Annotated in this window: 19 protein-coding genes and 1 tRNA gene; 7 read left to right on the forward strand and 13 right to left on the reverse strand. The window is 45.8% G+C overall.

Going from position 1 to position 24,023, the window contains the following annotated elements:
• Positions 1-96 precede the first annotated feature (96 nt).
• Positions 97-1,383, forward strand: a complete 1,287-nt coding sequence (locus tag ABDW33_RS04795) for a hypothetical protein (RefSeq protein ID WP_343688922.1) — start codon at positions 97-99, stop codon at positions 1,381-1,383.
• Here ABDW33_RS04795 and ABDW33_RS04800 read toward each other — a convergent pair.
• The gene (locus tag ABDW33_RS04800; protein ID WP_343688923.1) at positions 1,380-2,636 is read right to left on the reverse strand and encodes a chloride channel protein; all 1,257 of its coding nucleotides are present in this window, start codon (positions 2,634-2,636) and stop codon (positions 1,380-1,382) included. The genes ABDW33_RS04795 and ABDW33_RS04800 overlap by 4 nt on opposite strands.
• 197 nt (positions 2,637-2,833) lie before the next feature.
• Positions 2,834-3,679, reverse strand: a complete 846-nt coding sequence (locus tag ABDW33_RS04805) for a dienelactone hydrolase family protein (RefSeq protein WP_343688924.1) — start codon at positions 3,677-3,679, stop codon at positions 2,834-2,836.
• A gap of 101 nt (positions 3,680-3,780) precedes the next feature.
• On the opposite strand from ABDW33_RS04805, the gene ABDW33_RS04810 reads away from it, so the two are divergent.
• Positions 3,781-4,215 carry a MarR family transcriptional regulator gene (locus tag ABDW33_RS04810; protein WP_343688925.1) on the forward strand — a complete coding sequence of 145 codons (435 nt, stop codon included), beginning with the start codon at positions 3,781-3,783 and terminating at the stop codon, positions 4,213-4,215.
• Between the two features lie 44 nt (positions 4,216-4,259).
• On the opposite strand, the gene ABDW33_RS04815 is transcribed toward ABDW33_RS04810, so the two are convergent.
• Complete coding sequence (locus tag ABDW33_RS04815) at positions 4,260-5,123, reverse strand: AraC family transcriptional regulator (RefSeq protein ID WP_343688926.1); 864 nt, start codon at positions 5,121-5,123, stop codon at positions 4,260-4,262.
• Between the two features lie 99 nt (positions 5,124-5,222).
• Here ABDW33_RS04815 and ABDW33_RS04820 point away from each other — a divergent pair, with 99 nt between their 5' ends.
• Positions 5,223-6,164: an NADP-dependent oxidoreductase gene (locus tag ABDW33_RS04820; protein ID WP_343688927.1), complete on the forward strand. Its 942-nt coding sequence runs from the start codon at positions 5,223-5,225 to the stop codon at positions 6,162-6,164.
• 84 nt (positions 6,165-6,248) lie between these two features.
• On the opposite strand, the gene ABDW33_RS04825 is transcribed toward ABDW33_RS04820, so the two are convergent.
• The 7 genes from ABDW33_RS04825 to ABDW33_RS04855 form a co-directional block, all read right to left on the reverse strand.
• Entirely contained in the window at positions 6,249-9,227 is a 2,979-nt protein-coding gene (locus tag ABDW33_RS04825) for a glycoside hydrolase family 9 protein (RefSeq protein WP_343688928.1), read from the reverse strand.
• Positions 9,228-9,495: 268 nt separating this feature from the next.
• On the reverse strand, positions 9,496-10,641 hold the full coding sequence (locus tag ABDW33_RS04830; RefSeq protein WP_343688929.1) for a papain-like cysteine protease family protein: 1,146 nt from the start codon (positions 10,639-10,641) through the stop codon (positions 9,496-9,498).
• Between the two features lie 111 nt (positions 10,642-10,752).
• Positions 10,753-11,574: a hypothetical protein gene (locus ABDW33_RS04835; RefSeq protein ID WP_343688930.1), complete on the reverse strand. Its 822-nt coding sequence runs from the start codon at positions 11,572-11,574 to the stop codon at positions 10,753-10,755.
• Positions 11,556-12,302, reverse strand: a complete 747-nt coding sequence (locus ABDW33_RS04840; protein ID WP_343688931.1) for a protein-ADP-ribose hydrolase — start codon at positions 12,300-12,302, stop codon at positions 11,556-11,558. The genes ABDW33_RS04835 and ABDW33_RS04840 overlap by 19 nt, the downstream gene beginning before the upstream one ends.
• The gene (locus ABDW33_RS04845; RefSeq protein WP_343688932.1) at positions 12,280-13,050 is read right to left on the reverse strand and encodes a nuclear transport factor 2 family protein; all 771 of its coding nucleotides are present in this window, start codon (positions 13,048-13,050) and stop codon (positions 12,280-12,282) included. The genes ABDW33_RS04840 and ABDW33_RS04845 overlap by 23 nt, the downstream gene beginning before the upstream one ends.
• 63 nt (positions 13,051-13,113) lie before the next feature.
• Positions 13,114-13,977 carry a helix-turn-helix transcriptional regulator gene (locus ABDW33_RS04850; protein WP_343688933.1) on the reverse strand — a complete coding sequence of 288 codons (864 nt, stop codon included), beginning with the start codon at positions 13,975-13,977 and terminating at the stop codon, positions 13,114-13,116.
• Between the two features lie 565 nt (positions 13,978-14,542).
• Positions 14,543-14,617: transfer RNA gene (locus ABDW33_RS04855), tRNA-Glu, on the reverse strand.
• Positions 14,618-14,783: 166 nt separating this feature from the next.
• Here ABDW33_RS04855 and gap point away from each other — a divergent pair.
• The 4 genes from gap (at position 14,784) to ABDW33_RS04875 (ending at position 21,651) form a co-directional block, all read left to right on the forward strand.
• Positions 14,784-15,800 carry a type I glyceraldehyde-3-phosphate dehydrogenase gene (gap, locus tag ABDW33_RS04860; protein WP_343688934.1) on the forward strand — a complete coding sequence of 339 codons (1,017 nt, stop codon included), beginning with the start codon at positions 14,784-14,786 and terminating at the stop codon, positions 15,798-15,800.
• A gap of 110 nt (positions 15,801-15,910) precedes the next feature.
• Entirely contained in the window at positions 15,911-17,107 is a 1,197-nt protein-coding gene (locus ABDW33_RS04865) for a phosphoglycerate kinase (protein ID WP_343688935.1), read from the forward strand.
• 139 nt (positions 17,108-17,246) lie between these two features.
• Entirely contained in the window at positions 17,247-18,500 is a 1,254-nt protein-coding gene (gene dctA, locus ABDW33_RS04870) for a C4-dicarboxylate transporter DctA (protein WP_343688936.1), read from the forward strand.
• A 31-nt stretch (positions 18,501-18,531) separates the two neighbouring features.
• Positions 18,532-21,651, forward strand: coding sequence for a two-component regulator propeller domain-containing protein (locus tag ABDW33_RS04875; protein ID WP_343688937.1), 3,120 nt, complete (start codon positions 18,532-18,534; stop codon positions 21,649-21,651).
• 205 nt (positions 21,652-21,856) lie between these two features.
• Here the strand turns inward: ABDW33_RS04875 and ABDW33_RS04880 are convergent, their stop codons facing one another.
• The 3 genes from ABDW33_RS04880 to ABDW33_RS04890 are packed head-to-tail and all read right to left on the reverse strand — an operon-like array spanning position 21,857 to position 23,723.
• Entirely contained in the window at positions 21,857-22,636 is a 780-nt protein-coding gene (locus ABDW33_RS04880) for a TPM domain-containing protein (protein WP_343688938.1), read from the reverse strand.
• Positions 22,637-22,656: 20 nt separating this feature from the next.
• Positions 22,657-23,106, reverse strand: a complete 450-nt coding sequence (locus ABDW33_RS04885; RefSeq protein ID WP_343688939.1) for a TPM domain-containing protein — start codon at positions 23,104-23,106, stop codon at positions 22,657-22,659.
• A gap of 26 nt (positions 23,107-23,132) precedes the next feature.
• Positions 23,133-23,723 (reverse strand): LemA family protein, encoded by a 591-nt coding sequence (locus tag ABDW33_RS04890; protein ID WP_343688940.1) that lies wholly within the window; start codon positions 23,721-23,723, stop codon positions 23,133-23,135.
• Between the last annotated feature and the right edge of the window lie 300 nt (positions 23,724-24,023).

Genomic DNA, 24,023 nt, shown 5'->3' on the forward strand with positions numbered 1-24,023 from the left:
ACTTTGATACGAAATCAAAAAAAACTGGCTATCCCGGTTTTGAAATCCCTATGTCATCCATTTAACTTTTGTTCTCCTACGCTGTCATACTTAATAATGGAGAAAAAGAAATTGTATCTGCTGCTGGCAGGTTTGTTTATGTTCAGGCTGATTTATGGCCTATGTGCGGAATTTTGGTTTGCAGATGAACTGCAGATCTACCTGATTGGGTTGAAGTCTTATACTACCGGCACCTGGCCCTTTTATGGCCCTGACGTTGTATATACTCACACACAGATTCCCGGTGCCCTGCAGGGCCTGTTAGTCGCATTACCATTTTATCTCTGGAAACTGCCGGAATTGCCTACCCTTATTTTGAATGTCTTATCGTTCAGTAGCTTATGTATGCTGGCATGGTACATTACCAAAAGAGTGAAAGGGGTGCCGGAATGGATCGTCTGGATCCTGTGTATGACCACTCCCTGGACATTATATTATAGCACCAGGGTCGTGAATCCTTCCTACGTACTGGTTTTCTCTATCCCCTTCTTCATTGCCGTGCTGGAATTGCTGCCTATTTATACTGAAAAGCTGATCAAACCAGGGCTGGCCTATTTCATTATGGGGATCACTACTACCTTCATCATGCAGTTGCATATGTCATGGGTGCTGATGGTACCATATACCCTGGTGGCTATGGCTTATACGGTAAAGTCTACCAATAAAAAGGCAATCCTTTTTTATCTGCTGGGCGGATTGATGGGCTTACTCACCCTCATTCCAACCTGGTTGCACCCCGATCCGATGGCTGGTAAAGTAGGGGAGAATATCGTTTTCAACTGGAGTAATTTCGGCAATATCGTTACCATTTTACTACGTTACCTGTCCTTTGCTACGTACGAAGTGCCTTATGTACTGGGCGATTCTCATGACAAAGAAGTCATTTTCCAATCCCATTACTGGATGATTCCTTTTATTGTATTCCTGTTGGTAATTGGTTTTCTACAGGTGGGATTGTTAATTATCGGGTTCTTTATTAAAACAGAGAACGAGGAGTGGAAAAAATTGCGCTGGCTGAATATCTGCTCCTATGGGTTACTGTTCTGCAGCTTTTTCTTTTCTATCAAAGGGCCTTCTTCACATACCTTCTACATCTTATTGCCACTGCCCATGATCTACAGCTTCTATTGCTACGAATGGCTGATCTCAAAAAAGGCAGTGGCGCTGAAAGTCTTAAGGGTGGTTGTCTATTGTGGATTCTTCTTTCACACCGGACTGGCATTTTACAACTTCCAGCACAAATCCATCTACAAAGACAGACCTAAAGTAACCGATGCGTTGGACAAAATGGATTACCGTGTACTTGGGGAGCGGCGTTCCGATCAGCTAGGCTACGGTTATTAATGTTGGTCCTTATAGCTGTAAACAGTATAAGGATATATCTTCCCGGCAGTATAGCGGGCTACCAGGCTGGCGATTAAAATAGGAAATGTCAGTATAAAACTGCCCGACAAGCGTACTGCCAGCGAAGAAGATGTAAGTGGTGCATGAATGGCGCCACTTAACACTGCTGCAATACCAAGAATGATAAAGTTGCTCACCACCAGTTGTGTATGTAAAAACTGGTTACATGTCAGGGCGACCAGCAGACCCAGCAAAGCGCCAACGACGATACTCGGCGCGAACACCCCCCCATCACCGCCGGCACCCAGTGTCACTGAAGAGATGATCGGTTTCAGGATCACGATACCCAGAATGGTCAATGCGAAGGTAAAGGAGAGCGGTGCATGGCTGGATTGTTCGATCATTGATTTAACTCCCATATAGCTATCTCCAAACAAGTGAGGGAATACAAAGATCCCCAGACCGACAATGGCTGCCCCCAGACCGATACGCACATATTCACTTTTCATAACAGCAAAACGGTGCTTGATGCCGATTACTGTCCTGGTGAAAAATACAGAAATGGCTCCTGCTATCACACTCATGCCGATCATATAAGGCACCGCCTGCCATCTCCATGGAAATGCACTTAAACCGAATAAAGCGTGCTCATGGAATAAAAGTAACCATCCCCATCCTACTATTACTGCAATACCCGTACTGATCAAAATTGTTTTGGAAACTTTCTTAGCGATCACTTCAAGGGCAAACAGCATCCCTACAAAAGGACTACCGAACAAAGCCGTGAGGCCGCCTGCAACACCTGCACAGATTAATTCTGTTTTATACCTGTTAGCAATGCCTGCTTTTTGTCTGGTTACGGCACCAATGGTAGCAGTAGATACAACTGTAGACACTTCAACACCGGTTGAACCTCCAAAGATGACTGTCAGAAAACCATTAATAAAGTGAGATGGGATCTTATACGCCGGAAGTTCATTACGGCGGGTATCAATTGTGAGGTAAATCTCTTTAATACCTTTATTTGGTTTCTTTCGGAAAGCGTATTTGCGTAATACATGAATCAGCACCAGGCCGATCAGCGGAAAAATAATAAAGAGGAAGGAGTAAGGTCTGATCGATTCAAAGAAATGGTCTTCGTAATACTCTGTAATATGCTTCAAAACACTGGCCAGGATGGCCGAAAGTAAACCAGCAAAACACGAGGCAATCACCAATTTATAGTAATTGACCCTGATAATCTTATCGCGCATGAATTTGATCTTTAAGTCCTAATTGGCTTTGCAAAGTTAGGGCATAATGATGTGTTGGCGATGGAGTATTTTATTTTATGTTGATAATCAATGCTATAGTGAAGGGCGGCAATGATATGAAAAGGAAAGCGGGGAATGAAAACAAGTTCACGAGAAAAAGGGCCCGTATCCGGATATAAGATACAGGCCCCTTAAGATTATTTCAATTCAGCACCCAGAAAAGCCTTCATGTCATTCCAGCTGGCTGTATCAGCCGCAGCATTGTATTCAATTGGCATGTTGAATTTCTTACCGGTAGCTGTTGCCGCAGGATTGGTAAATGCATGTGTTGCATTTGCATACTCCTTGAATACATATTTTACTCCTGCAGAGTCCATTTGTTTTTTGAAAGTAGCTACCTCTTCAGGAGATACGAATTTGTCAGCACCTCCATGGCAGATCAGTGCCGATGCGGTGAACAACTCCTTGGTAATAGGCAGGGAAGTAGCCAGGCCTCCGTGGAAACTCACGATCCCTTTCAGTGGCATACCCAGGCGTGCTGCATTCAGTACACAGCTACCACCAAAGCAGAAGCCGATGGCTGCAATACGTGAAGTATCTACCTGTGCATACGTCTTTGCTTTTGCAATAGCTGCTGCAATACGGTCATACGCCATCTTAGGATTAGCGTAAAAAGGAGTTGCCCATGCTTTTGCAGAATCAGGATTGTCAGCCAGTTTACCATTACCGTACATATCCAGACCCACTGCAAAATAGCCGAGGTCAGCCAGTCGCTGTGCTACATTTTTTACATGTGTATCCAGGCCCCACCATTCCGGAACGATTACAATCACCGGTTTTTTGGTAGCCGTGTCGTCATTAAATGCGACAACGCTTTTCAGAGGTACACCACTGGCGTCGATGGTAACATCCGTTACCTGTACAGTAGGTGTTTTTGTGCTGTCTTGGGTGGCATCAGTGTTCGACGACGAGTGATTGTTACATGCGGTCATAAAGAGCGCTGCTGCCGGTATGGCAAGCAAGGTTCCAAGTGCGAATTTCATGTGATAGTATTTGAGTTGAGTAATTGGATGCTGCAAGGTAGGTAATTCCCTTGTTTATATGATAGTACCAAAGTAACTTTGCAAAGTTAACTTAATAGGCTATGTTTACTAATCAGGACGAAGAAATTGCTTACGGAATCCGCAATCTGGTCACTATCATGAACAGGCGCCTGCGTAAGCAGATAAGCAACCCGGAACAATTATCTATCGCTGAATTCAATGTGTTGAGCATTCTCATGACACAGAAAGAAGCTTTTCCTTCCGAACTGGGTGGTCAGCTGAACATATCCTCCCAATTCATGTCTCAGATCCTCAACAGGATGGAAGGCCTGAAATACATCTCCAGGAAAAGCGCCCCTTCTGACGGCCGCAAAACACTGGTGACCCTTACCAAACAAGGCAAACAAAAAGTAGAGCTATCCCGCAGGGAAAGAGAAGAATGGCTGGCACTCATGGTATCGGAGAAATATACACCAGCAGAAAAGGATGTGATCAAGAAAGCACTGGACCTGCTATCTGCATTGACAGAATTATAACTACAGGTAAACCTGATCACCTGGATGCTGCCAGAAAGCTCCTTTTATAAGGATGATATACAGCTGGTTGTATTGCCGGTAGCTTGTTGCGGGTCTGGTGGAAAATATTTTTTAATCATCTTGGACAGGTGGCTTGCATCTGTAAAGCCCAGGTCCCAGGCTATTTCCTTCATCGACTTGCCGGAATGCTGGATCCGGCTGTAAGCTACATTTACACGGGATTTGAGAATAAACTCTTTCAGACTTTCTCCCGTTTTCTTTTTGAAATATTCACTTACATAATTGGCAGAGAGATTAAATTTACTCGCCAGTGCATCTACACGCAACTTTTCATTGTCGAACAGGTTGTATTGAATATACTGTAGCATATCACCAGCAGCCTTATCGGTCACAGGATTATTTTCTCTGAAAGCATTCTCAAAATTCCGCATTAGTATATTAAGCAATGCAAACATATTTGCCCTGATAATAGTGCAGGCAGGATCCTGATTTGTCCTGTAATCATGTTCTATGCCCTTGATCAGGTTTATTAACAACGCCTTATCCTGCGCACTGTGAATAATATCTCCCGGCAGCCTGTTGTACGTGCTGATGATATAATGGAGGTGATTGAACCAGTTTGTATAATCCATTAACTGGTGGGTATCTTTCTGAAAAAAGAGTGCATTGAACTGAATGAATATAAACCGGGTAGGTGTATGGATCTGGAACGAGTGACAGTCAAACGGAGGTAATAAAAAGATATTTCCTTCCCCATAACCAATGTTGTGATCATTGATGCATTGTCGGCCGGTGCCTTTCTCAATATATACCAGTTCAAAGAAGTTATGCTTATGCGGACGACGACTCCACGCTGCTAATTCCTCGGCACTTACACTAAACGGATGTATGGTGTTTTCTATTAACATAACCTCAAAACATACTTTTAATACCTTGAATTTTACAATGCCCTCACGCTCCCTTAATGGCATCTTTGCATTGTAAATTAATCCAAAAACACAGAATAAATGAAAGCAATCATAATCAACGGTTTTAATGAGCAAGAGAAATTAACATATGTAGAACTCCCTGTTCCCACCATCAAAGCAGACGAAGTGCTCGTACAGGTAAAAGCGCTGAGTGTGAACCCGGTAGACGTTCAGACACATAGAGGCACCGGCATAGCCGGCCGATTGAAAGACCAGTTGCCAGTGATACTGGGTTGGGATATCAGTGGGGTGATTACCGCTGTAGGAGACCAGGTGAAGGAATTTAAAGTGGGAGACGAGGTATTTGGTATGGTGAATTTCCCTGGCCATGGCAAAGCTTATGCTGAATATGTAGCGGCACCTGCTGCCCACCTGGCACTGAAGCCGGCAAATGTTACCCATGAAGCAGCTGCTGCGACTACCCTGGCGGCTCTTACCGCTTATCAGGCGCTGGTACATCAGGGTAAGCTAACCCCTGGTCAGAAAGTGCTGATCACTGCAGCTGCTGGTGGTGTAGGGCACTTTGCCGTGCAGATTGCAAAACAAATAGGTGCGCATGTTATTGGTACTTCTTCTGCTGCGAATAAAGCATATATCCTCAGCATCGGTGCTGATGAACATATTGACTATAAAACACAACAGGAAGATGAAATTGTAAAAGACGCAGATCTTGTAATGGATAATATTCGTAGCCAGGATTTTGCTACTACTATCAGAACAGTGAAAAAGGGTGGTACTTATATTAAGATCCCGAATGGTATTCAGGAAGACATGCAGCAGCTGGCTAAGGCAAAAGATGTGAATGCCTTCTTCTACCTGGTACACTCCAGTGGTGCAGATATGAAGGTGCTGGCAGACTGGCTGGGTAAGGGCATCCTGCAACCTAACCTGAATCTGTACGACTTTTCACAGATCGAACTGGCGCATCAACAACAACTGGAAGGCAGAACCCGCGGTAAGATAGTGCTGTCAATAGCCTAAAAAAATCAGAGGTTGTATTGAAAGGAATCTGATGTAGGGTAAGTGTACACTTCTTCAGATTACTTTCAATACAACCTCCTTTACTTACTGAATCATCAGTTTAGTGCTCATCACTTTCTTTGTCTTAGTACTTACTTCCACGCTATAAATGCCTGTTGGTATAGCAGATGGAATGGTCATTGTCTCGTTTGCTTTCGCCGATTTTCTCAATACGACCCTGCCTGACATATCTGTCATTGTTACAATCACATCTGTAATCGCCTTATCTGCTACACGAATAGCAAAGCTATGCTGTGTAACCGGGTTAGGATAGATGGCAGCAGTAATAGCTTTTTCTTCAGCAACTTTTCTCGCGCCTGCCTCAGTACCGGCAGCTTCAAAATGAGACCAGTTATAAGCGCCTACATAATGCACATAGTAATTACCATTTACTCTCGCTGGTAAGTTATTAGACCACGTATTGGTGTAATCTGTACCATTGATTTCGAGTTTAGACAGATTCCATGAATTGATATAGGAGATATTTCCTGTAATCACATAGCAGAATTCACCGGCACCATCTTTCGCAAATGGTAAAGCCACTATAGCAGGATTCGCACAGGTACCTGTGTTTACAGACTGCTTGAAGTTCGCCGTAACAGCGAGGTTACTGTTGACGGTCACCGTCACAGGATTCAGCGTGTCAATTATACCACCGCTCCAGTTGCTGAAAAGGTAACCATTACCGGGTGTAGCAGTCAGTGTAACGATCGTACCTGCCGTATACGTACCTCCTGCAGGGCTGAGTGCAACCGCACCGGTACCTGATATTGCTGTAGTGATCGTATACTGCTTAGGTGCGACTACATTTGAGACATAGATATAGCTGGTATCTTTGAACCCACCATCGACCGTAGTAGCAATGATGGCTGCACTACCAGGAGCGAGGGCAGTTACCAGACCTGTACTGCTGACAGTGGCAATCGCTGTATTGGCGGAAGTCCAGGTCACAGATTTATTGGTAGCGGCAGCTGGTAACACAGTGGCTGTGAGTTGTCTGGTAGTATTGATGTTCAGCGTATCTACAGCCGGTGTAACCATGATACCTGTTACGGGTACAACTACTGCAGGTGTCGGGGTGCTGCCATATACCAGCTGGTCATTTACATAGAGCGGAATGTGGCTTACCTCTTTCAATGTACCATCTACGCCTTGTGAAGACCAGTCATTTGCTACGTTCCATGCGCTGGCAGGTGCTTCGTAGGGAAGACGGATGCGGATCTGGGATTCTTTCTTCGATTCTCCCTGACCCCCTGGCCAGATCTTGATGGATGGGTTGAAAGTAACCTGGGTATAGTAAAGGTGCTGGGTGGTATCCCAGGGTTGTAATTGTGTAAAAGTTACATCTGCATTGTTGGAAGAAACGACATAATCAGTGGCCTTATAACCGGCAGTCAGACCTTCTGAGATATTAATAAATAAGCGAAATACATGTTTAGAGGCAATACGTGCCGGCCATGCAGTATGGTTGTTCACCCACACAGACCATTCGGTATAAGTAGTGCCACTACCATTGATCTTTGCTTCAATAGTGAATTCACCGGTAGGCGTTTCTGCCACCGGGAAGTTAGCAAGCGGAGTACCTCCAAAATCCTGTACCAGCTTTGCTGCCAGACCAGAGAATGCAGCATTATAGTCAGTAGCCACCTCGTTGTTCACATAATTGCTACGATCATCAGTATAGGAATCATCATTGTTAGGACCGCCTACCAATGCACCATACAGGATATGCCTGGATTCCGCAGGAGGGCCTGTCAGGTTATTGGTCCAGCAGCCATGCGCAGTACGGTGGTGTGGTTTTACAGGCGGATTGTTTCCAAAGCCACATACATAGCTACGATTGTTAGGATTGCTTCCCAGTGCATAGTTCATTTGTGACTGTGCGAAGGTGTAGTACTTAGTGCCTTTGGCTGTTGTAGTAGCAGCGTCCTTGTAATAAGCAGCCAGGAAACCTGTATTGATAGCATATCTCAGCGCGCCCCATACATCGAGGAAGGCGAGGCCGCCGGGTGTGTATTTAATGCGTGCTCCATTGTAACCATCGGTCCAGTAGTCAAGGTGTCTTTCAATATCTTCTTTGTATTGAGACTTGCCGGTAAGCCTGGCCAGCAGTGCATAGCAGCCGGTAGACTTATCGTCCCAGGCAAGTCCCCACTTGTAAGATTTGATGGAGGTCTGAGATTCGGTAGAGAGATTTGCATAGTAGGTCTCTGCCTTGGCGAGCCATGCTGCATCGCCGGTAGCACGATAGAGCCAGATGGCGCCCCATACCAGTTCGTCGTTGTAGCCACTGAAAGAATTGTAATAGCTGGCAGCATCTGTGATGGCAGCAGAATATACCCCACGATAAGTGTCAGCAAAATTATACAACTGAATAGCGTGTGAGAGCAACGTGGCGCTGTAAGCCGGATCGTCTGTTTTAAACACCATGCTGGCGGCAGCCATGGCAGCTGCTGTTTCTGCAGCAAGGTCAGAGCCCGGGTGGGTTGCATCGATCTTGTAAGCAGGTCGCGTCATTGCCATCACTTCGGCAGAGCCCCACCATGCATGGTCTGTACCACCATTGCCTACCTGACCATAGAATTCGTTTGGTGCGGTATGACAGCGAATGAAATAATCATTTACAAAGCGAAGATTACTCTTCAGGTACTTCATCTGACCAGAGGTGTTATAGCCATCGGCAAAATCAATCGCACCCCAGGCCAGCATGGTTGCAGAGAAAGCCATCGGGAAGTTGAACTTTACGTGGTCGCCGGCATCATACCAGCCGCCCGTCAGATTTACGCCTACATCACTACCATCGGAGAGCGCGGAATTGCCTCGCCAGGTAATGCGGTTATCTGCAGGCAAAGTTCCCGAACGTTGTGCTTCGTAAAAGAACATTGACTTTTGCAAAACTTCTGCATAGTTGTAGCGTTGTGCATACGTGGGTGTAAGAGAGACCATCGTCAGGATGGTGGCGAACAGGGTTAGGCGCAGCAGCTTGCCTCCCTTCGCAGGTTCGAGGGAAAATCTGGATTTCATGGGATGCTATTTAATAATCAATGTAAAGGGACCAATGGGTATCTAAAATTGGGCCTTGGAGAAAATATAGGTTTTAATGAGTGTCTTCAAATAGGAATAATGATATGGTATTACAAGTTTAGGGAATAATTATTTATTAACAAAAAAATGGCATCAATGATCGCGATGAAGTTAACTTATCAGGAAACAATAACTCCCTTTGTTGATTGTCGATACAATAGGCATCAGCAATCAACAAAGGGACCTGCTTTGAAAATGAATGACTTAATTAAGCACCCATCAAATCATCCTGTCTTTCTGCGACAGCCTTGTGTCTGAGTACTAACTCTCTGAAACTGCTTTCATTCAGCACTGTATCTTCCTGGCCAAAATGACGCAGTAAATAATATCGGTCATTTTCTTTTCCATCTGTGTGCAACCACAGTGCTTCGAGGTTCAGCGCCGGGAATTTCACTACCCGCATTTCGCCTTCGATTTCTTTTTGTTGCAGGCTGGATTTGATCTTCTCCATGCCACTTTCTATGCGGTGCAGGTAGTCATGATCTGTGTTCACCTGTAATACTTCAGGATTTTCTGCAGTAGTAGCAAGGTCGTAGAGTGCCACAGGTTTTTTTTGATCCAGTTCTATCACGCGGAGAGAACTGGGTCTTTCCGGGATTGTAAAATCTTTGTCTATATCTTTCAGTCCTACGACATATGTATGGTGAGCAAAGCTCAGTTCCAGCTCTGCAGCTGTTTTGTCAGCTTTCAGTTCAGGGTGCTGCAAGCGGATAAGGGGGCGCACTTCAGGAATGGGTTTGAGCAGTTCTGGTTTGAATACCAGGTCTTTGATCCACATAAAGTAAAAGTGTTTTTTGGTGATGTAACTGTGTGTCCATGTACCGCTACCCTGGTAGTTAGTAGAGAACTGGCTAACGGTGAGTACGCTCTTCCCATAGATTGGATCGTCAATATGGAAGTACTTTGTATTAAGGATCTTAGAAACACCGTAAATAGCCATAAAATGGCCACCACCGCCTGACCAGCCAATGCGGGTACCTACTACAAGGCCAGCGTCGATCTGTGCTTTTACCTCTTCCCAGGTTAAGGTACCTCCTTTTATGGAGATAAAGTTCTGTGTGCGGGTGAGTGCTTTATCCAGGTACCAGGGTACATTACAAGGCCCGGGTACGGGCGATGTGCAGCAGGTTTGTCCTAATTCGGCAGATGCAATTTTACACTGTGACCATGGATTTAATAACGCAGAGTAGAAATGAGATATGCTGTTGGAGGTAGCCGCCCAACACCAGTTAGATTGAGTCTGTGCCTGCATGTTAAAGTTGAGCACAGCGCTGGTGTAAAATTTGTTCCACAGGAGTAGTTCCTGTACGACAGGTTTTTGAATCACCTGTTCCTGAAGATTAGTGAAGTTCATGATGTAATTATTGGGGTTATGAATTCGAACACCCCAAAATTACCAGCTCCTGAAATAATTCAGTAGCGTATAAATACCTGATTCTGTACTGTGATATGCCGATAGGAGCTTTTACGATAGCATAGCAAGCATTTCGCTGATATTTCCTTTTATCTGATGAGAGCGGGCTGCGATTTCAGCAGGCACTTCAGGATGGTCACGATTAAATCTAAGGAGATAAGCGGAGGGGTTGTGGTAGGTGATCTGCTCCATGGGCCAGCGTATTACACCGGGGGTATTAAAGCCGGTACCCATATCCATAATGACCATCGGTGTGTGTAAATGCTGATGTATCCATGCCTGAAAGCGTGCTCTTTGCTGCTCGTAGGGTTTCTCAATAAACCATTTGCCGCCACGAACATTCATGAACATATCGCCACCACACCTTGGGCACCTGGGGATTACAGCCGGATCTGTAATCTCATGTGTTAAAGGATCGAGGTGTGCCAGTAGTCTATCCAGAATAGGTCGTGTATCATATGTTTCGTCAGAGCAGGGATGCATACATTGCATCAGCTTATAATTACCCTGTGGTGTAAAAATTCGCCCGGTGTCAAAGCCATTCTTCGCGAACATAGTATCCACATTTGAAGTGATGACAAAGTATTCCTTGTCTTTTACCAGAGAGAATAATTGCTGGTATACAGTTGCCTGCTGGTGATCGTAAGCTACGTTTTGCACATGCATGGCATGGTATCCCCAGGTGATCGCCTCAGATAAACCCTGGTAGCCCATTAACTGGTAGTTGTTACGAAAGCCCCGTCGATACATGACGGGAAAGAGTTGCCGGAATCTTTCTGCGTCAGTATAGTCTATGCCTGCTGCAGCACTCATACCAGCACCTGCGCCAATCAAAACAACTTTGGCATCACGGATCAATTTCCCAATTTCCATACAGCTAATTCTTTTTGATAAACCAGATAATCAGCGTCGCTGAATACATTGAAGATGACCTTTTGTACGCGGCTATGCGGATGTGTTATTAACCAATCTTGTACAGTGTTTACAGCGACTTTCGCTGCCAGTTCAGGAGGATAGCCAAACACGCCGGTGGATATACAGCAAAATGCGATGCTTTCAATATCACCATGAGCAGCTGCCATTTCCAGGCAATTGGTGTAACACGTGGCCAGTTGTTGTTCCTGTAAAGGCGTCGGTTGCCTGTGTCCGACAATGGGACCTACTGTGTGCAGTACATACCTGGCAGGCAGAAAATAACCCGGTGTAATCATCACCTGCCCGGTAGGTGCTGCATGTCCCTGTTGTAGCATGAGTTGATAACAGGCCTCCCGTAAGCGGGGGCCTGCCACTGAATGGATGGCATTGTCAATACACTTGTGAAAAGGGTGGAAACAACCCAGCATCTGCGAATTCGCTGCATTTACAATCGCATCTGCTTTAAGGGTGGTGATATCTCCTTTCCACAATAGTTCGTTCACTATTACAGCCGGCCGTGTTTCCTGACTGAATAATTCATCTGTCAATGCCAGTACCTTCTCCGCCAGTGGGGGAGGTGTGGTGGTCAGGATGGCTTTGAGCCTTTCGCGTGGGCTAAGGTCCAAAGCCATCTGTGAGTGAGATCCAAAATGATCTAATAACTTATCTAAAACCGAATTTTCCATTTTGATTTTTCCATTGATCAGCTGGGGGAATAGCCTCAATTACATCCCAGTGTTCGGCAATCTTTCCACCTTCCACCCGGAACAGGTCATAGAATGTACTGTGTACACCTGCCATCTGGCCTTCGCTGATCACCAGTACAAAGTTGCCTTCTCCCAGCACTTTGTGGATAGTAGTATAGCTAAACCCTATTTTATTGGCTGCAAAGTAAGCCAATGCCTGTTGTAATCCTTCCAACCCATCGGCGATATGAGGATTGTGCTGTATGTAGCCGGTAGCTTTGATGTAATCAGGAATGACCGTTGTATCGCCTTCTACGAGGAACTTTTCCACAAAACGCTGTATAAATGCTTTATTGGCTGTGGTTTTGTCCAGATCAGTGATCGCTGTCGCTCCATCCGTCATGGAATGTCCATTGGCGGTAGGTGATACCGGTTCCTGTAAATTATCCCAGTGTTCTACAATACGGTCTTCTTCAAAACGGAAAACGTCGAAACCGATTTTGGGACCAAAGAAGTCATATTCGGTATGGGTGAATACATAATCGCCATCCTGGAAGGCGCGTACGATATTCACTTTGAAACCCTGTGCCGGTTTATTTTGCACCAATGCACCAAAGCCTGCGAGGCCATCGGCAATCGCGAGGTTGTGCTGTGTATACTTTTCTGGATTGATATAGGCAACCGGAGCTGCGTCACCAGTTTCGAGGCTGTTTAGGAGGTCTATGACCTTTTGTTTGCTGTCTTTCATAATGCAAAGTTGCAGCTTATAGGATGCCCTGAAAAGGTAGGAATGGGATATTGTATGATACTTTTACTCCCTGAGGAATTGTTCCCTGAATTCAACAGGTGTACGACCATCATGCTTTTTGAAGTACTTGATGAAGTTGGTAGGCTCTTCGTAGCCCAGAGTGTAGCCAATCTCCTTGATGGTGCCGTGTGTATGGGCGAGCAGGCGTTTGGCTTCGAGCATGACCCGGTCGTCAATCATTTCCTTTGGGGTTTTGCCTACCGTATTGGAGGTCGCGGTATTTAGCCGCTTTTCTGTGACCAGGAGTTCGCGGGCGTAGAACTGTACCTGTTTTTGTATTTGATAGTGCACTTCCAGCATTTCCCTGAATAGGAGTAAATAATCCAGGTCTGCGTTTTTCTTCAGTTCTGTGAATGCTTGCTGGCGGTATTCACGTTCTGCATAGAGCAGGAAATTATGCAGCAGGTTGTGCAAAATATCCGGTTGGCCGGCATCTTTGAGATGTGCGAGTTCCCATTGCATGAGATCTACCAGCTCACTGAAGGGCCGGGTATTATTGGACAAATGGATCATGGCCACCTTCATCAGGTCGTTGAATAGGATGTTGCCATGGAGATATTTGAGGTCTTTGTTGAAGAAATCGGCAGTGAAGAGGATGGCATAGCCTTCGGCGTCGGCCTGTACATCGAAACGCTGTACCCTGTCTTTGTTCAGAAAGAGTAATGTGCCGGGTTGTATTTGAATGGGCTCAAAGTCTACCCAATGAACAGGAGTGCCTTCCCGGAACCAAAGGATGTGATAGAAGCCGGTACGATGTGGCGTCGTCAGCATGTCAGCGTGGTGACTATACAGCTTATCCAGTGGAATGATTTCGAATTCTACGGGTAGTCCGGATTTAAACTCGTATTTAGTGATGCTGGCTTGCATGTTTCTTTACGGCAATGAAGTAGCAAATTACGAAATAGCCGGCAGCCAGTGTAAAAGGGTATAACAATTCATAAATGGGAGGTGCGTAATAAGGCCAGCTGGAGGATAATGTATCCCGATCGAAACCAGTAATGACCAAATAGCGCTTTTCAGAGAAGATCAGACAGCTATAAACAATGAGCAAAATCAATGAAAATACGACTGTGGTCCTAAGTTTCGTGAAAAAAGTGAGCGAAATTGCAGCCACATAAACGATCAGTAATAGTAAGAAGAATGCTGCACGGTAGTTGAAAAAGAACTGACCCGGGAATCTGGCCAGGAACTGGTCTGGTCAAAAGTAAAAAACAGTTCGATAAACAAATAGATAACAATCACCAGCGCAATTCCTGCGGCAATGGAATTGGCAACGGATAAGAACGCAGCTTTTATGTGACGGAGTTTTGTAAAAACAAAGCGGCTACCAGGACGCTGGGTGTGGTTATACAATGAGTCAGGAGCAGGGATTCAGGTATAATCATATGCGGCACAAAATAAAAAAGGTTGCCCGATTGAGCAACCTCTTTACTGGTACCGCGTACGGGAGTCGAACCCGTCATTCCTCCGTGAAAGGGAGGCGTCTTAGCCGATTGACCAACGCGGCTTATCTAAAAGCTATGGCGCGATTCCATATTTTAGGATTGCAAAGGTAAGCGGGATTTTCATATTTCCAAAAAAAATTTCGTTAACTTAAAATTCTATTGCTTTATCCCCGTCTAGCATGTAACTTCGCAATCAATTTTTTTCAATCTCAACAAACTCAGTGTAAAATGGGAACTAATCTTAAAATCGGTATTAATGGTTTCGGTCGTATCGGCCGTTTAGTATACCGCCAGATCTTCAATATGCCAGGTATAGACGTGGTAGCTATTAATGACCTTACAAGTCCCGCAGTTTTAGCTCACCTGCTGAAATACGATTCAGCTCAGGGTCGTTTCGATGCTGATGTGCAACACTCCGATAACGCTATCTCCGTTAACGGACATGAGGTGAAAATTTACGCTCAAAAAGATCCTTCTCAAATTCCTTGGGGTAACCACGGTGTTGACGTTGTAATCGAATCAACCGGTTTCTTCGCTGATAAAGACAAAGCTGAAGCTCACATCAAGGCGGGTGCTAAGAGAGTTGTTATCTCTGCTCCTGCAACTGGTGACCTGAAGACTGTAGTATTCAACGTAAACCATGACATCCTGGATGGTAGCGAAACTATCATTTCATGTGCTTCATGTACTACTAACTGTTTGGCGCCAATGGCGAAGGTACTGGAAGATAACTACGGTATCGAGCTGGGTGTTATGACCACTATCCACGCTTACACTAACGACCAGAATACCCTGGATGCACCTCACGCTAAAGGTGACCTGCGTCGTGCACGTGCTGCTGCTGCTAACATCGTACCTAACAGTACTGGTGCTGCTAAAGCTATCGGTCTGGTGCTGCCTAGCCTGAAAGGTAAACTGGATGGTAACGCACAGCGTGTTCCAACCATCACTGGTTCCCTGACTGAACTGACTACCGTTCTGAAGAAGAAGACTTCCGTTGAAGAAATCAACGCTGCTATGAAGGCTGCTTCTAACGAATCTTTCGGTTATACTACAGACGAGATCGTGAGCAGCGACATCATCGGAATCACTTTCGGTTCCCTGTTCGATGCTACTCAAACTAAGATCGTTGCTGTAGGCGACAAACAACTGGTTAAGACTGTATCATGGTATGACAACGAAATGAGCTATGTGTCTCAGCTGGTTCGTACCGTTAAGTACTTCGCCGGTCTGATCAGCAAATAAGCTTTATAGATCATAAGATGTAAATGGTGAATGGTAAATGGTGAAAATTTGTTTCCACCATTCACTGTTCACCATTTATCGTTTATTCACCCGAGAGTAAAACAGAACCAATGAGTAAATTTTCCGATTTCAACTTTAAAGGTCATAAAGCAGTAGTGCGCGTTGACTTTAACGTGCCACTGAACGATCAATTCCAGATCACCGATGATACCCGTATGACCGCTGCTGTTCCTACCATCAAGAAGATCCTCGCTGATGGCGGTAGCGTAATCCTGATGTCTCACCTGGGTCGTCCTAAAGATGGTCCTACCGATAAATATTCTCTGAAACACCTGGTTAACCACCTGATCAAATTACTGGATGGTGTGACCGTGAAGTTCGCCAGCGATTGTATTGGTGAAGTAGCCGAAAAAGCGGCTGCTGCCCTGCAACCAGGCGAAGTACTGCTGCTGGAAAACCTGCGCTTCTACAAAGAAGAAGAAAAGGGTGATAAAGGCTTCGCAGAGAAACTGTCTAAACTCGGTGACGTTTACGTAAACGACGCATTCGGTACTGCCCACCGTGCACACGCTTCTACAGCTGTGATTGCTGAATTCTATCCTGCTGACAAACGTATGTTTGGTCTGCTGATGGAAGCGGAAGTAGGCAACGCAGAGAAAGTACTGCATGGTGCTGCACAGCCCTTCACCGCTATCCTGGGTGGTGCAAAGGTGAGCGACAAGATCCTGATCATCGAAAACCTCATGGAAAAAGCAAATAACATCATTATCGGTGGTGGTATGGCTTACACCTTCCTGAAGGCGCAGGGTAAAGAAATCGGTAGCTCTCTGTGTGAAAACGAGAAACTGGATCTGGCGCTGGAACTGCTCGCTAAGGCGAAGGCGAAAGGCGTTCAGCTGATCCTGCCTGTTGACTCTGTAGCAGCTGATAAATTTGCTGCCGATGCAAACACCCAGACCGTTAGCAATGACAACATCCCGGCTGGTTGGATGGGTCTGGATATCGGACCTAAATCTGTCGCTATCTTCAGCGAAACTATCCAACAGTCCAAAACCATCCTGTGGAATGGTCCTATGGGCGTGTTTGAAATGAAAGCTTTCCAGAATGGTACCAAAGCTGTGGCTGATGCTATCGTACTGGCTACCGCACAGGGTGCATTCTCTCTGGTAGGTGGTGGTGACTCAGTGGCTGCGGTTAACCAGTTTGGCCTGGCTGAGAAAGTAAGCTATGTATCTACAGGTGGTGGTGCTATGCTGGAGTTCTTCGAAGGAAAGACCCTGCCAGGTATCGCTGCTGTAAAAGCATAATATACCTTTTTATAAGTAAAAACACCTGGTGCATGTGCATCAGGTGTTTTTTTTTGCATCACCCGTGGCCGCTGCTGCAATAGACAAAGGATGTAGAAATTCCCTGTGGCTCGTTGAAAGAAATTATTATCTTGATGCAATGAGAAAACTAACGCGCCACCTCTACTTCCAGGTTATCATTGCTATCATCATCGGCATTCTTGTAGGCCACTATTATCCACAAATAGCCCCAACAGGAGAACTGATCAGTACTATCTTCATCAACCTGATCAAGATGCTGATTGCCCCCATCATCTTCCTCACCATCGTACTGGGCATCGCCAGGATGGGCGACATGAAGAAAGTAGGAAAGGTCGGAGGCAAAGCGCTACTCTACTTCGAAATAGTTACCACCCTTGCCATTACCATTGGCCTCGTGGTAGCTAACTACCTCAAGCCCGGCAAAGGCATGGACTTTTCCGCCGTCTCAGGTGCCGACCTTGAAAAAGCAGCGAAGATTCAACAGGACGCTGCCGGTTTTAGCTGGACGGAATTCCTGCTCCATATCGTGCCCGCCAATGCAGTCGAAGCCTTTGCCAAAGGTGAAATTATCCAGGTGCTGGTATTCGCCATTCTGTTTGGCTACGGCATCACCAAACTGAATGGCAAAGGCGATGGCCTGCTCAATACCTTTGAACGCATATCAGAAGTGTTCTTCAATGTGCTTAGGTTTATTATGAAACTGGCACCTATCGGCGCTTTCGGTGGCATGGCGTTTACCATTGGTAAATTTGGCCTCAAAGCACTGCACCCCATGATCTCACTTATGCTCTGTGTATACCTGACCATGTTCCTTTTTATCTTCATCGTATTGGGAACAATCGCGTACCTGTATAAATTCAGCCTCTGGAAATACCTGAAGTTTATCAGTAATGAACTGCTGATCGTACTGGGTACATCCAGCTCTGAATCCGCACTACCAGGTATCATGGAGAAACTCGAAAAACTGGGTTGTCATAAGGAAGTGGTGGGGCTCGTCATCCCCGCAGGATATTCCTTTAACCTGGATGGCACCAGCATCTATCTCAGTATGTCTATGATCTTCCTGGCCCAGGCGGCAAAAGTAGACCTCACCATCTGGCAGGAATTAACCATTATCGGCATCCTCATGATCACGTCCAAAGGTGCAGCCGGCGTAACCGGCAGCGGTTTTATCGTACTCGCTTCTACATTGGCCGTGATCAAGGTAATACCCGCCGGCGGACTTGCATTGCTGATAGGGGTGGACCGCTTCATGAGCGAAGCCCGGGCCATCACTAACCTGATCGGAAACGGGGTAGCTACTATCGTGATGGCCAAAAGTGAAAAGGCCTTTGACGAGGAAAAATATAAGCTGGCTGTAGGTGTTCAGTAATATTAGTTACTTTTAGTTTTTCCCCACCTTTATGAATGTGCAATACCGTATTGCTGTTTTTATATATTGGCTGCTTACAATATATGGCTACCCTGTGCATGCACAGGAGTCAACATTGTCATATTCATTCCAACACCTGGATCTTAGCGACGGCCTGGCCAGCAATCATGTATCTGCTGTCTTACAGGACCATAAGGGGTTTATCTGGATCGCCAGTACCGCCCTGCAACGTTATGACGGGAGTAACCTGATCACCATTGCCAGTTTTGACAAAGTGCCGGGGTCTATTTATTATGATGACATCTGCCTCTGTGAAGATAAAAAAGGGAGGATCTGGATGGGGGCACCTGATAACATCAGGTTCTATGATCCTGCTACATCCAAAGTAAAAGTCCTGAAAATGGATATGCTCCCTGCCGGCATCGGTAATGTATATTGTAGTCATATCATACAGGATCATGCAGGCGTCATTTGGGTTACTACCCAGGAAGGATTGTACCGCTACAACGAAAACTCAGCGTCCTTTGTCATTCCTAAAGAAGTACCTGAGGCAGCACGACAAGAAATGTACAGTGCCATCGCTGAAGATAGTGCCGGCAACCTCTGGATCAGCGGAAAGAAGGGAATCTATATGCTAAGTGCCGACCGCAAACACCTATATGGCCGTGATAACAATCCCCTGCATATTCCCCTGCTCAATCTACCAACCAGCGTGAAGCAGTTTTTCATAGACAGCCGCGAACGGTTGTGGGCCGGCGGTAGACTTGACGACACATTATACTGTTATCTGCCCGCACAAAACCAGTTGAAGGCCTGGCCTTTCAGGATCAATAAACCTCCGGAAGGGAATATGGTCACTGACATTACCGAAGATAAGGACAGGCAGATCTGGGTAGCTACCGAACAGGGAGGCATTTACCGTTATGATGAAAAGAACAACAATTTCCACGTCAACATCCGCGCAAATAATGAAGACGACAAAAGACTCCACTATGACTTTGAAGTCAACTGCTTTTTAAACGACAGAGATGGCCGGCTATGGATAGGCACTGACAGGGGATTGAATATTCTGAATCCACCTGATCAGGCATTTCGTATCATGGATCAGCGAAATCCCCATGCTAAATTACCCCAGGCGGAAGTCACTGATCTTTTCCAGGATAACGAAGGAAATATCTATGCGGGTTACTGGGGCAAGGGCTTCAGCTGGCTGAACCCCTCCCTGCAATTGAAGAAACAATTCCTGTCGGAAATTCCTGAAGAAAAAGGACTGGTATGGAGCTTTGCGCAGATGCCGGATGGTAATGTACTGATAGGGCAGGAGAATGGCTGGCTTTCAATATTTGATCCCCGCCGGGGGAAGTTTGCTGCTCATAAGCACAAAGATGTGTTTGGCAATCAGACACTCATGACCCTATTGCCGGAAAGCGACACGTCCGTATGGATAGGGTTATATAAGAATGGGCTGGTACGCTGGAATCCTGCCACAGATACTTTTATGGTTTGCCGGAACCTGCTGAACAAGATCCGGCATCCTATCACCATCATGGATATAGCCAGGCAGGGAGACAGTATTTTATGGCTGGCGACCAGTGATGCTGGCCTGATCAGGTATGATCATATCTCGCAGAAGATCGTGTCGAGAGAGCTGTTTGCGCATGGCCAGTTATCCGTTAGTAACATTACCTGTCTTGAATTGCTGGACGACTCCACGCTGGTAGCCGGTACAGAACATGGCCTCTGGATATATAATATCCTGAGTCATACTGCCAATCCGCTCCTGATCAATGATGCGCTCTTTGACGAATGGGTACTGAGTATGTTATCGTCTGGCACTAAGGGATTATGGTTTACTACACCTTATGGCTTTTATCGTTTTAACAGGAGGAACTTTGGACTGGAAACCTTTGTACAGACAGAGCAGATCATTGACAACAACCGGAAGGTAAGAAGACGGATTGTACGGCTGGCGGACGGGCGATTGATGATAGGTGCTTCAGATCACTTCGTAATATTAGACACGGCTGCCCTGAAGGTGGCACCTTCCCCTCCTGAAGTGACAATCATCAGTTTCAGGGCGATGGACAGTAGCATACAGCTGAATACCCTGTTTGACAAAGCGGCGCCGCTGGCATTGAATCACCGTCAGAACTTTATCAACATAGAATTTAAAAGCCTGCAATACCACCATGAAGCCATCCAGTACTTTTATCAGCTGGATGGGGTAGATGAAGACTGGGTGCAGGCGAATGGGGTGTTGGTAGCAAGGTATACCAACCTGTCTCCCGGCAACTATGTATTCAGGGTGCGAAGTATGAATACCGCAGGAACTTTTTCGTCGGGGGTAACGACTTTGTACTTTAATATCATGCCGGCATTCTGGCAAACCACCTGGTTCAGGTTACTCGGCCTGTTACTGATCATCGCCGTTATTTACACTTATTTCAGGATCAGGATCTACCTCATCAAAAGAGAGGCGCGCAGGCGCACTGAGATAGAGCACCAGATAGCCCAGCTGGAAATGAAGGCCCTGAGAGCACAAATGAACCCCCACTTCATTTTCAATGCCCTGAACTCTATTCAGACATTCATGATGAAAAGCGAAACAGAACAGGCACTCTCATACCTCGGGCGTTTTGCAAGGCTGATCAGGAATGTATTGGATAGTTCACAGCTGAACAGCATTCCCATTGCAAAGGAGATCAGGATGCTGGAAAATTATATGGAGCTGGAAAAGCTTCGCTTTGCCGATCAATTTGATTGTGATATCCATATAGACGAAGAGTTGGATCCTGATTTTACAGATATCCCGACAATGATCCTCCAGCCATTTGTAGAGAATGCCATCTGGCACGGATTGTTACATAAAAAGGAAAAGGGGATAGTAAGGATAATATTTACGAAGCAGATAGATCGTGTGCAGTGTACCATAGAAGACAATGGTATTGGCAGGCAAAGGTCAGCAGCCTTAAAACAGCAGGCGGGAGAGGAGCATCATTCCAGGGGGATCCAGATCACGCGCGATAGGCTGGCTTTGTATAACAAGCGATTCAATCTGGATGTGACCTTTAATATTGAAGACCTGTATGATGAAGAAAATCAGCCATCAGGTACCCGTGTGAACGTATGGTTCCCGTTGGATGAAAAGTAACATATTAATGGACCCGGAAGAATGGGAGATATTTTTCATTATAAGGAGGCTGCCCCACCAGAGATATATTCCCATCAGGTACCATAAAAAATATGGGCTGACCATTTTTTGGTCAGCCCATATTTTGAATACCTGGAACAAACAGGTATTGCTTCAGGAAAGTGATCAGGATGTCATTCTTTTCAAGACCCCCCTTTTGAATATTTTACCAGTTACCGCTGGCGCCACCGCCGCTGCCGGAACCACCACCGAAGCCGCCAAAGCCGCCTCCTCCGCCACCGCCCCAGCTGCCTCCACGGCTACCACCGCCAAAGCCGCCAAAGCCACCCATTGGGCCGATCCATCCGCCCCATCCACGACGGCTGATAGTCGTGCCGCCACCACCACCGCCACCACGGTTACGCAGGATGGAAATGATCACGACAATAATAATGAGCAGTATCACCAATCCGGGTGCATTGCTGGAATCATCCCGTCTGTTGGGGGTTCCTTTGTATTCGCCTTTCGACGCCTCGATGATCCTGTCTACCGCTTCATCAAAGCCCTGGTAATAGTTGCCGTTTCTGAAGTTGGGTTTAATATTCTCATCGATAATACGGTTAGCGATCGCATCGGGTACTACGCCTTCCATACCAGTGCCGACTTCAATACGGATCTTTCTATCTTCAATAGCTGCCAGTATCAGGATACCATTGTTTTTGTCTTTGGTACCGATACCCCAGCTACGGAGTATAGCCAGCCCTACTTCGGCAATGTCCCTTCCATTGGTGGATGGGATGGTCACAATGGCAATCTGTGTAGACGTAGTATCGTTGAATTCCAACAATTTGTTTTCCAGACTCGCCACCTGGTCTCCCTGCAGAACGCCTGCCAGGTCATTCACCAGCCGGGGTGGATTGGGCCGGGGAGGAATTTTTAATTCCTGCGCCTGTACCATACCCATGGCCAAGAAGAAACCTATCAGCAGGCAATATACTTGCCTCATTTTAATAAATTTTATTGCCCTCATCTCCCTACTACGATATCATCCGGTAATTCGTTAATGTCATCTCCTTCGTGTGGAAAGTGTACACACAGTGCTTCGCCGATTTCGTTGATGCAGGCTTCGATACCTGCTACCAGCTGGCCGTTCGCAAAATGTGCGAGCATGCGGTGTGTTTTCTCTTTCCAGAAATCTTTGCCCACTTTTTCATGAATGCCAGTATCCCCTGCAATGGCGTATTGCTTGTCTTTCAACGCAAAATATAGTAGCACACCGTTGCGAAACCTTGTTTTCTCCAGGCCCAGTTGAACAAAGATTTCCTGTGCCCTGTCTATCGGATCTACAAATTTGCAATGGCTTTCAACATATACCCGGATTTCTCCGCTGGTCATTCTTTCCGCATTCCGGATAGCCTGTACCAGTTGCTGTTTTTCTGCATCAGTGAGCAGTTCTTTTTTAGGGAATAAACGCATAGACGAATGAGTGAGCTGTTATAATATTAGAACTGTACTTTAGGAGCGTTTTCGGCACCCTTGTCAGCCATATAGTATTCCTTGGCTTTGAAGCCACCGAAACCAGCTACGATATTGTTAGGGAAAGTGCTGACAGTACCGTTGAAGGTTTCCACAGCAGTAGTAAAGTCGTTACGGGCTACGGTAATACGGTTCTCAGTACCTTCCAGTTGTGCCTGCAGATCGCGGAAGTTCTGGTTAGCCTTCAGTTCAGGATAAGCTTCAGATACAGCCAGCAGTCGGCCCAGCGCAGTACTCAGCTGACCTTGTGCAGCCTGGTACTGTTGTACTTTTTCAGGAGTCAGGTCTTCACCTTTGATCGTGATCTGGGTAGCTTTGGCCCTCGCTTCCATTACCTGTGTCAGGGTTTCTTTCTCAAAATTGGCTGCACCTTTTACAGTAGCTACCAGATTGGGGATCAGGTCCGCCCTGCGCTGATACTGTGCTTCCACATTGCTCCACTTGCTTTTTACAGCCTGGTCCTGACGCACGATGTTGTTGTATTTGGAAACACCACAGCCTCCAAAAATGACTACCACGACAAGAATAATAATAAGTGTGAGCGTACTCTTTTTCATTTGTGCTAAGATTTATTTACAATAATAACAATGTTAATGCCTGTTTGTATTGCCCTGATTTTCTGTAAATTAGTATAGTGAGTAATGACAGGCTTATCCAAACCTACAAGAAATTACGCAAAGTACAAGGAGTTATTATACTAAAGCCTGCTAACCAGCTTACTGAACAATGACTGCAGGAACGATAAAAGGAGTATATTTTACTTTCACAGGAAAGAAATCACCATTGGTGAAAAAATCAGCCGGCAAATGTAGGTTTCTCTATAATTTTGGTGGTTTAAATATACTTTTCATTCGTTT

It is taken from the genome of Chitinophaga sp. (assembly GCF_039596155.1).
GTDB lineage: Bacteria > Bacteroidota > Bacteroidia > Chitinophagales > Chitinophagaceae > Chitinophaga.